The following is a 14,069-nucleotide window of genomic DNA, read 5'->3' as shown; positions in this document are numbered from 1 at the left end:
GGTCTTCCCGCCGTCTTGGCGGTGGGAAGACGGCCGGCCTGACTAAGAAGCCCGCCTCGGCTAGCCGGGGCGGGCTTTCTTGTTTGAAAAACCTGTCGAGGCGCCTCAGCGCGGAACGACGTCGAACGCGATCGTCAGGCGATGATCGGCGTCCGAGAACGGCCGCGTGCCATGCCACAAGCAAGACGGGAACAGGGCGAGAGTCCCACGCTCCGGCTTGATGAAATGCTCGGCCTCAAGCGCTGGCTCGGTCAGGCATCCGGGACGCCCAAACTGCAGCCATCCGGCCCGCGTTTCCTCGTCGTCGAAACGCCCGGGCAAATCCAGATAGAAGGCCGAGGAAATCCAACCGCGCGGATGGACGTGGTCGGCATGGAAGCCGGCCGACCGCAGGCGCACCGACCATCCGCCCGCGAAGACGAAGTCCTGGGTTTCGCGGCGGCGGATGGGATCCTCGCCAGGGCCCAGAGCTTCGATATAACGGGCCACCGACTTGCGCGCCGAGGCGAAGAACGCGCGCACCAGCGGATCCTGCGAGCGGTCCAGCGACGGGACCTGGGTGCCGCCCCGCAACGACTGGTGCAGCGGGTGGGTCGTCAGGTCGTGCAACTCCAGAAGACGGTCGCGCAAGGCGTCCAGGAACGCGTCCAGGCTGGGCCAGCCGTCTGGCGTGTCCAGCCGATCCGTGCGGACCAGGGCGGCGTAGTCGCGGAAGAGCGCGCCGCGCGGGTCGTCCAGGATCCGCCAGGCGGTGTTGCGCAGCACCAGGGCGTACTGATCGTCCGGCGCGGCCGCGACCATCTCCTCCGCCACGCGCGATGCGGCGTCGGCCTCGCCATTGGCCAGCAGCGCCTCGCAGAGGACGCCGCGCGTCTCACCGGCCTGGGGAGCGCGCCGGTGCGCTTCCTGGGCGTGGCGCAGCATCCGGGCGCGGTCCCCTTGAGCCCCGGCCGAACGCGCCGCGGCGATCCTAACCAGCAGGTCGTCGGGCGCGCGGGCCAGGGCGTCCTCCAACGTGGCGTCGGCCCCGGCGTGGTCGCCGGCGAAGGTCAGCACCGCGCCGCGGATCATGCGCAGGTTCGAGGCGTTCGGCTGGCGCGCGATGGCCTGATCCAGGAGCGCCAGGGCGGCGTCCGTCCGGCCGCTGCGCATCCAACGCAGTTGGGCCAGCTCCAGGTGCGCGTTGGCGTCGCCTGGTCGGGCGGCGAGGGCGGCCTCGAAGGCCCGTTCCGCCTCGTCGTAGCGGTGCAGGCCTTGCAGCGCTTTGCCCAGCACCAGCCGCACCTCGGGGACGTCCAGGCCCAGGGCGAGGGTTTTGCGCGCCGCCTGCTCGGCGTCCGCGTGCAAGGTCAGATCGCCGAGGGTGGCCGCCAGATTATACCAGGCGAAACGATCGCCGGGCGCGACCGCGACGGCGCGGCGGTTGAAAGTCAGGGCCTCGTCCGTCCGCGCGACGGCCTTCAGCGCCGCGGCGTGGGCCATCAGAAGGCCCGCTGGCGCCCTTGGCGACAAGGCCTGGGCGGTGGTCAGGCGCAGCGCGTCGACGGCCCGACCGTTGTCGATGAGCGTCCAGGCCTGGTTGGTCAACGAATCGATCATGACGCGCCGCTGCTGTGTTCTGCTGCTTGTTTGTCTTTCCCAGGCGTGGGCCACAACAGGCAAGGCTAAAGCCCGCGCGAGGCCGCCTTGGCGCTTGTCACGATCATGTCGCGCATGGCGCCTAGACGGATGGGTTCGATAGCGGGGTTCGGCGAGGGAAAGATGGGGCTTCGGAACGCTGGCATGACGGCCTTGGCGCTGGTGGCGCTGTTGGGCCCGGGAATCGCGAAGGCCGCGCCCGCGGGTGGTCCCACCGAAGGACTGAAGCTCGAGCGCATGGTCATGATGATGCGCCACAGCGTCCGTCCGCCGACCAAGCGGGTCGCGACGCCGGCGGGCACCACCGCCCAGCCCTGGAGCGCGTGGAGCACGCCCTATGGCGAACTGACGCCGCACGGCGCCGAGGGTGCTCGGCTGATGGGCGTCTACTACCGCACCTTCCTCGGCGCTCGGGGTTTGCTGCCGCGCGACGGCTGCGCGGCCGGCGACGACGTCGTCGCCCTGGCCAGCAGCAAGCAGCGGGCGATCAAGACCGCCGAGATGTTCGTCGAGGGCCTGCAACCCGGCTGCGGCCTGAAGGTCGATCATCCCGACAGCGAAGAGGCCGATACGATCTTCCATCCCTCGGAGGGCATTGACGGCGACGTGGCCTTGCGGGCCGCACTGCGCCAGAAGCCGGGCCTGGCGGCCGAGCCGCGTCTGCGCGCCGCCGAGTTCGCTGTTCTGCAGCGCGTGCTGGGCTGCGACCCGGCGACGAAGGCAGGCTGCGACCTCGCCAAGAAGCCGTCCCACCTGCAGGCCAACAAGAACGACACGCCGGAGCTGGAGGGCGCGCTGTCGGTCGCCTCGACCGCCGGCCAGACGATCCTGCTGGAATATGCCGAGGGCAAGCCAATGGCCGAGGTCGGCTGGGGCCGCGCCTCCAAGGCCGACATCCAGGCGATGCTGCGCTTCCATACCCTGAAGTTCCACTACGAGGTGGGCGCGCCCTATGTCGCCGAGCGCTACGCCGCGCCGGTCGCGCGGAAGATCCTGGACGCGCTGAGCGCCGCCCAGGCGCCGAAGCTGACCATGCTGGTCGGTCACGACACCAATATCGCCACCCTGCGCGGCTTCTTCCGTGCGCACTTCACGGCGGCCGACTATCCGCGCGATGACCCGCCGCCTGGCGGCGCCATGGGCTTCGAGCTGCTCAAGAACGCCGCTGGCAAGCGCTACGTCCGCGCCTTCTACACGGCCCAGACCATGGACCAACTGCGCGAGCTGCAACCGCTGACCGCCAGCAATCCGCCGTCGTTCTCGTATCTCGAGATCCCGGGCTGCCGCGTGGCGGACGAAGCCACGCTTTGTCCTCTGGAGACCTTTCAGAAGATCGTCGGCGGCAAGCTGAAGGCCCTGCCGACCCGCTGACGACGTCTCGTTAGGAGAGGCCGCGACGGCGTCCTAGGTTCGGGTCGCCCAGCCTCCGCGCGTCCGCGCCAAAACTGGTCTTACCACTCTTTGCAAATTGACAGGCCAATCTCCATTGGCCATGGATGGAGCGGGGTGAAAGCGACAGGCCGGCAAAGGTCCGTCGGCCAGGATAAGAATAAAAAGGGTAGGACGAACAATGACCTGGCGCTCGGCGCGGTTGCGCATCCTCCTGCTAGTCATCGTCGGGACGATCATCAACTACATCGCCCGCAATTCGCTCGGCGTCCTGGCCCCCCAGCTGAAGCAAGACCTAGCGATCACGACGGAGCAGTACAGCTACATCGTCGGCGCCTTCCAGCTGGCCTACACCGTCATGCAGCCGATCGCGGGCCTGCTGATCGACAAGATCGGCCTGACGGCGGGCTTTGCTCTGTTCGCCCTGGCCTGGAGCGTCGCCAACATGATGCACGGCGCGGCCAAGGGCTGGTTCTCCCTGGCGGCGTTTCGCGGGCTGCTCGGCATGGCCGAGGCCGCCGCCATCCCCGCCGGCATGAAGTCGATCGGCGAGTGGTTCCCGGACCGCGAGCGCTCGGTCGCCGTCGGCTGGTTCAACGCCGGCACGTCGCTGGGCGCGGTCATCGCGCCGGTGCTGGTCGCTTTGGTCGCCAAGACCTGGGGCTGGCAGGCGGCGTTCTTCGTCACCGGCCTGATCGGCGTGGTCTTCGCCGGCGTCTGGTTCCGCTTCTATCGTTCGCCGGCCAAGGCGGCCTATGTCACGCCCGCCGAGCGCGCCGAAATCGAGGCGGGTCAGCGCCCCGTGGCCGCCAGCGCCACGACCCTGAAGGCCATCGCCGCCACGCCTCGGTTCTGGGCCATCGCCGTGCCGCGCTTCCTGGCCGAGCCCGCCTGGCAGACCTTCTCGTTCTGGATCCCGCTATACCTCGCCAAGGAGCGGGGCATGGACCTGACCCACATCGCCCTGTTCGCCTGGATGCCGTTCCTGGCCGCCGACGCCGGCGGCATCCTGGGCGGCTATCTCGCCCCGTTCCTGCAGAAGTGGCGCGGCATGACGCTGGAAGGCTCCCGCATCGCCGGCGTCGCGCTGGGCGCGGTGCTGATGATCGCGCCGGGCTTCGTCGGTCTGGTCGGCCATCCGATGGCGGCGATCGCTCTCCTGGCCATTGGCGGCTTCGCCCACCAGGTGATCTCGGTGCTGATCAACACCCTGTCGGCCGACGTCTTCCCCAAGGGCGACATCGCCAAGGCCAACGGCCTGGTTGGCATGGCCGGCTGGACCGGCGGCCTGCTGTTCTCGCTGGCGATCGGCCAGTTGGCCGACAAGATCGGCTTCGCCCCGCTATTCGCCTGTCTGGGCGTCTTCGACCTGATCGGCGCGATCTGGCTGTTCGCCATGCGCCGCCACCTTATCGTCAAGGAGGCCTGATCGTGCGTAAAGCAAGCTTGGCTAAGCCGCCGCTGTTCGCCCTGGCCGAGCGCGAGGGTCCGCGCGTCACCCTGCGCGCCGACACCGGCGCCGTGGCCCATGTCTTCGTGCTGGAGGAGGACGTGATCCGCGTCCTGCTGCTGGCCGACGGCGCGGTGACCTCGCCGCCCAGCTGGGCCGTCGCGCCGGGACAGACCGACATCGCCGAGCCGGGCCGCGATCGCCTGGACGTCTCGGGCTTCGCCGGGCCGGCGTTCACGCTGGAGGAGGGCGGCGACGTCGTGACGCTGTCCACCGCGCGCCTGCGCCTGGAGATCACCCTGGCCGGCTTCTTCTGCCGCTGGTCGCAAGCGACGCCAGACGGCTGGCGGGTCATCGCCGAGGACCGCCCGACCCAGGCCTACAATTTCGGCTGGTGGGACGAGGGCGTTTATCACTACGTCAAGCGGCGGCCGGGTGAGCGCTACTACGGCCTGGGCGAGCGGGCGGGGGCCATGGACCGCGCGGGGCGGCGCTTCCGCCTGACCAACCTCGACCCGATGGGCTACGACGCCTCGGCCGACGATCCGCTGTACAAGTCGATCCCCTACGTCCTGGTGGTCGACGCGCAAGGTTCGGCGCACGGGGTCTTCTACGACACCACGGCCGATCCGGTGTTCGACTTCGGCCACGAGCACGACAACTATCACCCACACTACCGCTACATGCGGGCGGCGAGCGGCGATCTCGACTACTACATGATCGCCGGTCCGGACGCGGCGGCGGTGACGCGGCGCTATACCTGGTTGACTGGCCGACCGGCCCTGATGCCCCGCTGGGCCGTGGGCTATTCCGGCTCGACCATGACCTATACCGACGCGCCGAACGCCCAGGCGCGGATGGGCGAGTTCATCGCCGGCGTCGGCCGCCACGACATCCCCTGTGAGTCCTTCCACCTGTCGTCGGGCTACACCTCGATCGGCGACCGCCGCTATGTTTTCCACTGGAACCGCGACAAGTTCCCCGACGTGGAAGGTTTCGTGCGCGGCTATGCCGAGGCCGGGGTCGAGCTGGTCCCGAACATCAAGCCGGCCCTGCTGGTCACGCACCCCCGCTACGCCGAGCTGGCCGCCAAGGGCTGGTTCGTGACCGACACCGATGGCGATCCGATCGTCTGCCAGTTCTGGGACGAGGTCGGCAGCTATGTCGACTTCACCCACCCCGACGCCGCCGCCTGGTGGCGCGGGCAGGTGACCGAGCAGCTGCTGGCCCATGGCATTCGCTCGACCTGGAACGACAACAACGAATACGAGATCTGGGACCGGCGCGCTCGCATCGCCGGGTTCGGAAGTCCGCGCGCGGCGGCGGCCGAGCGTCCGGTGCAGACCCTCTTGATGATGCGCGCCAGCCGCGCCGCCCAGATCGCCTATCGCCCGGACGAGCGGCCCTATGTGGTGACCCGCGGCGGCATGGCCGGCATGCAGCGCTACGCCCAGACCTGGTCGGGCGACAACTACACCGCCTGGAAGACCCTGCGCTTCAATCAGAAGATGGGGCTGGGCATGGCGCTGTCGGGCGTCTCCAACACCGGCCACGATATCGGCGGGTTCGCGGGGCCCGCGCCCGAAGCCGAGCTGTTGCTGCGCTGGGTGCAGGCCGGCATCGTGATGCCGCGCTTCTCGATCCACAGCTGGAACACCGACGGCACCGTCAACGAGCCTTGGATGTATCCCGAGGTCACGCCGGCCATCGTCGAGATGATGAAGCTGCGGCGAGCGCTGCAGCCGCTGCTGCACGACCTGCTGTGGCGTCACCACGCCGACTACGAGCCGGTGACCCGTCCGGTGTGGCTGGACTTCCCCGGAGACCCCCGCGCTTGGGAAGACGGCGACGCCTATCTGCTGGGCCCGGACCTGCTGGTCGCGCCGGCGCTGGACCAGGGCGTCAACAGCGTGCGCGTCTATCTGCCGGCCGGCGCGACGTGGCGCGACCTGCGCGACGACAAGGCCTATGTGGGCGGGGCGGAGCATGACTTGCCCGCGCCGCTCAGCGGCCTGCCGCCGATGCTGGCGAAGGAGGGCTCCGGCGTGTTTGTGGACCTGGCGCCGGCGGGCTTCGCCGCCGTCGCACCGCAGCCCGGCGTTCTGCTCTATCCGCCGAAGGAAGGCTGGATGACCTGGCGCGCCTTCGACGAGGCCGACGCCGCGCCACGCGATCCGACGACGCCGCAGGGCTGGATTTTGGAGGTCGAGGCCAGCGTGGGGGATTTGGCGATCACCGTCGCCTGGCGAGGTGAAAGCGAGGCTCCGGCCGAAGCGCTCCAGCTCGTCCTGCCAGCCTCCGAGACCCGCGCGGTCACGCTGAATAGCGTGGTCGTCACGCCCCGTATGGAGAACGTGCTCGGCGTCTCGCGCCGTGTCGTGACCTGGAACGTCTAAACATTCTCGTGTCATCCTGGATGGGCCTTCGGCCGTCCAAGATGACACAGATGGTTTGGGCCTTAGGGCGCGAACTTCATCGCCTTCAGCCACAGGGCGTACTGATCAAACCAGGCGTCGCTGGTCGTCCCGTGCGGCTGAGAGGCGAAGCCGTGGCCGCCGGCGCTGTAGAGATGCAGCTCCACCGAGGCGCCCGAGGCGCGCCAGTTCTGGATCAGGCTAAAGTCCTGCGAACGGAAGAAACGATCGTCGGCCGCGAGGGCGGCGAACAACGGCGGGGCGTTCGACGGGACCACGTTCGACTGGGTCGGGCCATAGATCATGCCGGCGAAGTCCGGCCGCGCGTCGGGGGCGTTGGCTTGCAGAGCCCCCAGCACCGTCATGGCCCCGGCCGAGAAGCCCAGCACGCCGACGCGCTTGGGATCGACATGCCACTCTTGTGCATGTTCACGGACGGCGCGGATCGCGGCCTGGGCGTCGGCGACCGCGTACGGCGTTTGCCGAGTCCGCTCCTCGGCCCCTTCGCCGCGTTGGAACGTGCCGGCCAAGGCGGCCTTGAAGCCGTCGAAGCTGTCGGGGAGGGGGATGGTTCGGTACTTCAGGATGAAGACCCGCACGCCCAGCGGCGCCAGCCGCTTGGCGACGTCGTAGCCTTCGTTGTCCATCGCCAGGAACTGGAAGCCGCCGCCAGGGACCAGGATCACCGCTGGCGCGTCCTTGTCGGCCGCGGGGCCGCCCGGCATGAGGGTCAGGGTCGGCTTGGCGACGTTGTAGACAAGGCGCTGCTTGGGATCCTGCTGGGCCCAGGCTTCACGCGCCGGGTTCGTCAGCGGCGTCGTCACCGGCAGAGCGAAGGCGGGCGGCTCCTTCGGCGTCGGAATCGCCAGGACACCATTGACCCAGTCGCCCGGGGCGGCGTGCGCGCCGAGGGCGGCGAGACAGGCCGAAGCGCCGGCCATCAGACCAAACAGGCGGCGGGAGAGGGCGTTACGCATACGGGCTCCTGATGCCACGTGGATAAAAAAGTGGGGAGCAGGCGGGTAGCCTACTCCCCATCGCAGAGGTCGTCCGGGGAGGACTGCCTAGAACTTCGTGTCCACCTTCAGGCCGAAGTAGCGGTCGCTGTCGCGCGACAGCACCTGGCTCACGAAGTGGACGCCGTACGAGCCGAAGCCGTCGCCGATGCCGGAGACGAAGTGCTCGTTCAGCAGGTTGTTGACGAACAGGGTGGCCTTGACGTCGCCGCGCGCGAGCGAGGCCGAGGCGTTCAGCAGGCCATAGGCCTTCTGTTCGGCCAGCGGGTTGCCCAAGAGGTCGAAGTTGACCTTGCTCTGGTACTGGTAATTGACCGTGAAGACGCCCGTCAGGTCGCTGGCCAGCTCACGCGTGACCGTGCCGCCCAGATTGACCTTGAACTTCGGGCTGTTCGGCAGCTGGGTGTTCGAGCGGTCCTGCACGTTGCCCAGCCCCACGGGGTTGGTCGAGGGCGCGCAGCCCGTTCCCGTTTGCGCCTGGCCCGGATAGCAGGCCGCGTTCGGGAACGAGACCACCTTGGCGTCGGTATAGGCGGCCGAGGCGTCCAGGCGCAGCCACTCGACCGGCATGGCCTGGGCTTCGACCTCGAGACCCTTGGTGCGCAGCTTGCCGACGTTGTTCAGTTTCTGCTGCAAGGCGCCGTTGATGTACTGCGACGACTGGGCCTGGAAGTTGTCGTAGTCCGTGTAGAAGGCCGCGACGTTCAGCTGCAGGCGATTGTCGAGGAAGCGGCTCTTCAGGCCGGCTTCGTACGACTTCGACTTCTCGGGCTGGACGGGGTTCTGGGTGCGCAGCGGCGTATAGCCCGACGAGATGTCGTAGGCGTAGCCCTTATACCCCGTGGCCGCGCTGGCGTAGACCGAGACGCGCGGCGCCAGCTCCTGGTTCAGGGACAGCTTCCAGGTGACGGCGGTGTCCTCATTGCTGCCGGCGCAGAACTGGCTGCCCGCGCCGCAGGTGCCGATGCTGGTCGGCGAGACATAGACCGTGGCGGTCGACAGCAGGTTGACGAAGCTGTCCTTGATCCGCTCGTTGTTGACGCGCACCGCGCCGCTGACGGTGGTGTTGGTCGGGAACTTGTAGTCGACGCCCGCGAAGGCGGCGACGCTGCGCGTGCTCTGCCAGCCGGTCCACTTGGCCAGGATCAGGGCCGGGCCGCGCTGGAAGTCGCGGGTGGTCTTGGCGTCGGCGTAGAAGGCGCCGACCACGTAGGACAGCGGACCTTCGCCCTTCGAGGTCAGACGCACTTCCTGGGTGAAGGACGTCGAGTGATAGGGGCCCGAATTGCTCACGCCCAGGCCGGGCGCGATCGGACTGGTCACGTTCGGCGCGGTCCCGTTGACCGCCAGGTCGGTGCCGTCGACGTCGGCCGAGAAGTTGTACTTCCAGTCCTGGTACGAGGTGACCGAGATCAGGCTGGCGAAGCCCAGGTCATAGGTCAGCTTGCCGCTGAAGCTGGCCTGCTTGTTCTCGGTGAAGCCGTCGTTATCGACGCGGGTCTTGCGGTTGGCCGCGCCGGGCGTGATTCCCGCCAGGGCAGGCATGATCGAGACGCCGTTGTACTTCGGGATCACCGGGGTGGTCGCGCCGGCCGGCAGGTAGTTCAGGTCGACGAAGCGCAGGGTGGCGGCCGTGCCGTCCGACTTCGACTTGGCGTAGGAGCCGTTCAGCGACAGCACCAGCTTGTCGGTCAGCTCGGACCGCAGCTTGCCGCGCACGCCGTACGAGGTGTTGTCGTTCAGCTTGTGGCCGTTGGCCAGGTTATCGACGTTGCCGTCCCAGTGATTGTAGTAGGCGCCCAGGCGGAAGCCCGTCTTGTCGCTGATCGGGCCCGAGATCGCGCCGTCGGCCTTGTAGCCGTTGTCGCTGGTGACGGTGGCCGAGGCGTGGCCGCCGAAGGCCACCGACGGCTCCTGGGTGACGATATTGATCGCGCCGGCGCTGGCGTTCTTGCCGAACAGCGTGCCCTGAGGGCCGCGCAGAACCTCGATGCGCTCGACGTCGGACAGGTTGTCGAAGGCCTGGGCCTGCTGGACGACCGGCACGTCGTCGATGATGACCGCCACCGAAGGCTCGACGCCGATCGAGAAGGCGTAGGTGCCGATGCCGCGCAGGATGATGGCGTTGTTCGGCGAGGCGGTGCTTTGCGTCAGGGTCAGCGACGCGGCGGCGCGGGTCAGGTCGCCGAACTCGTTGATGCGCTGGTTCTGGATCGTCTCGCCGGTGATGGCGGTCACGGCCACCGGGACGCTCTGAAGATTGGCCGAACGCTTGGTCGCCGTGACGACGATTTCTTCCAGGCCTGTGGTCTCGTTCTTGTCTTGCGCCGCCGCCAAGTTCGGCATGGCGATCACGCACGAGGCTGCGCTCGCAAGCAGGATCAACTTACGCATGATACCCTCCCTAAGTTGTTGATTTTTATTTCGTTGTTCTTTGGCTAAACCGTTGCTCGCCTTTGGTCAAGCCAATCTTGGGAAGTGGTCAAACAATTCGTTGGCGCGGCTTTTCGCGAGAGATAGGCCTCCAGGCGCGCGACGCCCTCCGGCGCCAGATGCAGGCCAAGCTTGCTGCGCCGATAGAGGACGTCCTCGGCGGTCCGCGCCCACTCTACCGCGACCAGATAGTCGATCTCTGCGGCATATAGTCCCGCGCCGAAGGCCTCGCCCAGGTCGGCCAGACTGCCGGCGTTGGCTAGAATCGTCCGGGCGCGCGTTCCATAGGACCGCGCCAGACGCTTGGCCATGTCGTCCGGCAGGAAGGGGAACTCCACGCGCAGCGCTTGGGCCAGGGCGGCGCGGTCGAGATCGGGTAGGTCGCCGCCCGGCAGGACGGCGCCGCGGGTCCACGACGCGCCCGCCTCCGGGAAGAAGGTCGCCAGGCGGTTCATCGCCTGGTCGGCCAGGTGGCGATAGGTGGTGATCTTGCCGCCAAACACGGACAGCACGGGCGCCGCGCCGTCCGGCGCATCGACCTCCAGGACGTAGTCGCGGGTCACCGCCGAGGCGCTGTCGGCGTGGTCGTCGAACAAAGGCCGCACGCCGGCGTAGCTCCAAGCCACGTCCTTGGGCGTGATCTGGCGGGCGAAATATCGGTTGATGCTTTCGCAGAGGTAGTCGACTTCCTCGGCCGAGATCTTGGCGGGGCCCGGCGCGGCGTCCCAGGCGACGTCGGTCGTGCCAATCAGCGTGAACCGCTCCTCGTAGGGGATGGCGAACACGATCCGGCGGTCGGGGTTTTGCAGCATGTAGGCCTGGTCGCCCTCGAACAGCCGGGGCACGACGATGTGGCTGCCCTTGATCAGCCGCGCGCCGCTGCCGGTGGTTACGCTCAGGGCGCCCGTCAGGACATCCGAAACCCAGGGGCCGGCGGCGTTGACGATGGCGCGGGCGCGGACATTGCGCTCCGGGCCCTCGGCCGACTTCAACCGCGCTTCCCAGACCGCGCCCAACCGGCGGGCGGAGACCAGCTTCGTGCGGGTCTCGACCACCGCGCCGCGATCGCGAGCGTCCATGGCGTTCAGGGTCACCAGCCTGGCGTCGTCCACCCAGCAGTCGGAGTAGACGAAGGCCTTGCCGTATTCGGGCTTCAGCGCCGCGCCCTCTGGCGCGCCCTTCATGTTCAGCCCTCGCGAACCTGGCAGCCGCTTGCGGCCGCCCAGATGGTCGTAGAGGAACAGGCCCAGCCGAACCAGCCAGGCGGGGCGGGTGGCGTGGGCGTGCGGCAGCACGAAGCGCAGCGGCCAGATGATGTGCGGCGCCATGGCCAGCAGGGTCTCGCGCTCTTCCAGCGCTTCACGAACCAGCTTGAACTCGTAGTACTCAAGATAGCGCAGACCGCCGTGCACCAGCTTGGTGCTGGCCGACGAGGTGGCGCTGGCCAGATCGTTCTGCTCGACCAACAGCACCGACAGCCCGCGGCCCGCGGCGTCGCGCGCTATGCCCGCGCCGTTGACGCCCCCGCCGACGACCAGGAGGTCGAACTCCATCTCTGGCTCCTTATACATCATCTGTGAGTAGCGTATTGCTCCCGAAATCGCAATTTCGAAATCCAAAAACGAAACTTAATGTGAAGAAACGCGCACAAAATCGAAACCGATCCGTAAGGCGCGCTGGTCAAGGAGGACGCCAACGCGCTAAGCGGAGAATGGAGGTGCGTTGATGGCTATCGAGGAGCGACACGAGGCGATTCTCGCGCTCGCCCGGAAAAGCGGGCGGGTGACGGTCGAGGCCCTGTCCGACCAGCTTCAGGTCTCTCGCCAGACCATCCGCAAGGACCTCAACGACCTTTGCGACCAGGGTCTGCTAAACCGCGTGCACGGCGGCGCGGTGATCGGCGCGGGCGGGGTCGACAACCTCGAGTACGAAGCGCGGCGCGTGCTGGCGCGCGAGGCCAAGGAGGCGATCGGCGCGGCCGCGGCGGCGCTGATCCCCGAGAAGGCCTCGCTATTCATCAACATCGGCACGACTACGGAGGAGGTCGCCAGGGCCCTTCAGGGGCGCTCGGGACTGCTGGTGATCACCAACAACCTCAACGTCGTCGATATCCTGGCGAGCTCGCCGGGCATCGAGGTGATCGTGGTCGGGGGGCGGGTGCGCAGCGCCGACCGCGCCTCGGTCGGGGCCTTCGCGGTCGACTTCATCCGCAACTTCAAGGTCGACTTCGCCGTGATCGGCGCCTCGGCCATGGACGAGGACGGCTCGCTGCTCGACTTCGACATCAACGAGGTCCAGGTCTCGCAGACCATCATCCATAGCTCGCGCCGGGTGATCCTGGTCGCCGACAGCCAGAAGCTGGGACGGCCCGCGCCGGTGCGGATCGGTCACATCGGCGACGTCCACGTCTTCGTCATCGACCGGCTGGACAGCCCGGAGCTGGCGGCGAAATGCGAGGCCGAGGGCGTGCGGGTGATCGAAACGTCGAAGCCCTAGAGCTTGACGAACGGCGCCAGCAAGCGGCCCAGGCGGCCGGGCAGCACGATCTGGCCGTCCAGCGCGGCGACGCAGAGACAGGGCTCGGGCGAGACCACGCGGGGCTGGTGCGTCACCTTCGGATCGGCTTCCTCGAGGTCGCCCTGGGCGAAGACGCCGTCCTCGGTGGCGTAGGCGCCGCTGATCACGCAGGTCAGCTCGACGCCGCCGTGGGTGTGGCGCGGCGCGCACTGGCCGGGCGCGATCCGCAACAGGATCACGCGGCAGTCGCCATCGCGCGGTCCGATCACATTGCGCACGTGCACGCCGGGCCCAACCCAGCGCCAGGGTCCCAGCGGCAGGTCGCGCAAGGGCGCGGGCAGGGATGGATCAGCCGACTTCGGCGCGGGGGGCGTCTCGGTCGAGACCGGGGCGTCCAGCAAAGCCAGCGCCGCGTCGCGGGCGCCGGCGTCCAGGGCCACGGGCTCGGCCTCTTCGAGCAAGGCGCCGCCGACGGCGCGGCCGAGATCGGCCCACGGGCGGGTCTCGGGCTTCAGCGCCAGGTGCGTGGCGACCACCACGGCCTCGGGCGCGCTGAGGGTGCCGGCGGCGTAGGCCAGCAACCGTTCCTCGCTGGGTTGGCGACGCAGGCTCATGCGGCGCCTCCGCTGTCGCGCTCGATGAAGGCGCGCAGTTTCATCATGCCGAAGCGAATCCGCGCCTTGACGGTGCCGAGGGGCACGCCCAGGGCCTGGGAGATCTGGGTGTGGGTTTGCTCGTGGAAGAAGGCCATCTCGATTGCTCGGGCTTGGTCTGGATTCAAGGTCCGCATGGCGGCCCTGACCAGCTCGGCGTCCTGGGCGCCGCTGAGGATTGCGTCGGGTTGGGCGGGTTCGTCGGCCGCCAAAGCAAGATCGGCGGCGTAGACGCTGGCGTCGCCGCGCCGCAGGCTGTCGATGCGCAGGTTGCGCGCGATGGTGAAGATCCAGGCCGCCGACGAGGCGCGCTCGGGGTTGAAGAGGTGCGCCTTGCGCCAGACGTTGAGCAGGGTCTCCTGCGCCAGCTCCTCGGCGGCTGCGGCGGGCGAGCCGCTGCGCATCAGCAGCGCCTTCACGCGCGGCGCGTAGTGGTCGAACAGCGTCGCGAAGGCCTCGCGGTCGCGATCGGCCGCGATCCGCAGCACGCAGTCGTCGAAGTCGCGCGACGCGGTCGTCACGGCGCGATGTCGAGAGCTGGGTTGGGCGGCCTGAGTCG

At 68.5% G+C, this 14,069-nt stretch carries 10 protein-coding genes; 4 read left to right on the top strand and 6 right to left on the bottom strand.

Features of this window, described 5'->3' with window-relative positions; genetic code table 11:
• Positions 1–105: 105 nt before the first annotated feature.
• Positions 106–1,599 (bottom strand): putative 2OG-Fe(II) oxygenase, encoded by a 1,494-nt coding sequence (locus CSW60_RS06095; RefSeq protein ID WP_099536386.1) that lies wholly within the window; start codon positions 1,597–1,599, stop codon positions 106–108.
• A gap of 162 nt (positions 1,600–1,761) precedes the next feature.
• Here CSW60_RS06095 and CSW60_RS06090 point away from each other — a divergent pair, with 162 nt between their 5' ends.
• The 3 genes from CSW60_RS06090 (at position 1,762) to CSW60_RS06080 (ending at position 6,873) form a co-directional block, all read left to right on the top strand.
• Positions 1,762–3,009: a histidine-type phosphatase gene (locus CSW60_RS06090; protein WP_236634225.1), complete on the top strand. Its 1,248-nt coding sequence runs from the start codon at positions 1,762–1,764 to the stop codon at positions 3,007–3,009.
• A 199-nt stretch (positions 3,010–3,208) separates the two neighbouring features.
• Complete coding sequence (locus tag CSW60_RS06085) at positions 3,209–4,456, top strand: MFS transporter (protein WP_099536384.1); 1,248 nt, start codon at positions 3,209–3,211, stop codon at positions 4,454–4,456.
• 2 nt (positions 4,457–4,458) lie between these two features.
• On the top strand, positions 4,459–6,873 hold the full coding sequence (locus CSW60_RS06080) for a TIM-barrel domain-containing protein (protein ID WP_099536383.1): 2,415 nt from the start codon (positions 4,459–4,461) through the stop codon (positions 6,871–6,873).
• A gap of 62 nt (positions 6,874–6,935) precedes the next feature.
• Here the strand turns inward: CSW60_RS06080 and CSW60_RS06075 are convergent, their stop codons facing one another.
• The 3 genes from CSW60_RS06075 to CSW60_RS06065 form a co-directional block, all read right to left on the bottom strand.
• Positions 6,936–7,868, bottom strand: coding sequence for an alpha/beta hydrolase (locus CSW60_RS06075; protein WP_099536382.1), 933 nt, complete (start codon positions 7,866–7,868; stop codon positions 6,936–6,938).
• An 87-nt stretch (positions 7,869–7,955) separates the two neighbouring features.
• Complete coding sequence (locus tag CSW60_RS06070; protein WP_099536381.1) at positions 7,956–10,301, bottom strand: TonB-dependent receptor; 2,346 nt, start codon at positions 10,299–10,301, stop codon at positions 7,956–7,958.
• Between the two features lie 44 nt (positions 10,302–10,345).
• Positions 10,346–11,893, bottom strand: coding sequence for a glycerol-3-phosphate dehydrogenase (locus tag CSW60_RS06065; RefSeq protein WP_099537568.1), 1,548 nt, complete (start codon positions 11,891–11,893; stop codon positions 10,346–10,348).
• A gap of 172 nt (positions 11,894–12,065) precedes the next feature.
• On the opposite strand from CSW60_RS06065, the gene CSW60_RS06060 reads away from it, so the two are divergent.
• Positions 12,066–12,836 (top strand): DeoR/GlpR family DNA-binding transcription regulator, encoded by a 771-nt coding sequence (locus CSW60_RS06060; protein WP_099536380.1) that lies wholly within the window; start codon positions 12,066–12,068, stop codon positions 12,834–12,836.
• On the opposite strand, the gene CSW60_RS06055 is transcribed toward CSW60_RS06060, so the two are convergent.
• Positions 12,833–13,471 (bottom strand): ChrR family anti-sigma-E factor, encoded by a 639-nt coding sequence (locus CSW60_RS06055; protein ID WP_099536379.1) that lies wholly within the window; start codon positions 13,469–13,471, stop codon positions 12,833–12,835. The two genes, CSW60_RS06060 and CSW60_RS06055, sit on opposite strands and share 4 nt — an antisense overlap.
• The gene (locus CSW60_RS06050; RefSeq protein WP_201722973.1) at positions 13,468–14,031 is read right to left on the bottom strand and encodes a sigma-70 family RNA polymerase sigma factor; all 564 of its coding nucleotides are present in this window, start codon (positions 14,029–14,031) and stop codon (positions 13,468–13,470) included. The genes CSW60_RS06055 and CSW60_RS06050 overlap by 4 nt, the downstream gene beginning before the upstream one ends.
• Between the last annotated feature and the right edge of the window lie 38 nt (positions 14,032–14,069).

This window comes from Caulobacter sp. X (assembly GCF_002742635.1).
In the GTDB taxonomy this organism is placed as follows: Bacteria; Pseudomonadota; Alphaproteobacteria; order Caulobacterales; family Caulobacteraceae; genus Caulobacter.
Note: the sequence above shows the minus strand (reverse complement) of the source record. Positions and strands in the feature narration are given on the sequence as shown.

Coding starts and splice junctions, on each gene's coding strand:
- CSW60_RS06090 (WP_236634225.1), top strand. CDS start 1,762: ATGGGGCTTCGGAACGCTGGCATGACGGCCTTGGCGCTGGTGGCGCTG.
- CSW60_RS06085 (WP_099536384.1), top strand. CDS start 3,209: ATGACCTGGCGCTCGGCGCGGTTGCGCATCCTCCTGCTAGTCATCGTC.
- CSW60_RS06065 (WP_099537568.1), bottom strand. CDS start 11,893: ATGGAGTTCGACCTCCTGGTCGTCGGCGGGGGCGTCAACGGCGCGGGC.
- CSW60_RS06055 (WP_099536379.1), bottom strand. CDS start 13,471: ATGAGCCTGCGTCGCCAACCCAGCGAGGAACGGTTGCTGGCCTACGCC.
- CSW60_RS06060 (WP_099536380.1), top strand. CDS start 12,066: ATGGCTATCGAGGAGCGACACGAGGCGATTCTCGCGCTCGCCCGGAAA.
- CSW60_RS06095 (WP_099536386.1), bottom strand. CDS start 1,599: ATGATCGATTCGTTGACCAACCAGGCCTGGACGCTCATCGACAACGGT.
- CSW60_RS06075 (WP_099536382.1), bottom strand. CDS start 7,868: ATGCGTAACGCCCTCTCCCGCCGCCTGTTTGGTCTGATGGCCGGCGCT.
- CSW60_RS06070 (WP_099536381.1), bottom strand. CDS start 10,301: ATGCGTAAGTTGATCCTGCTTGCGAGCGCAGCCTCGTGCGTGATCGCC.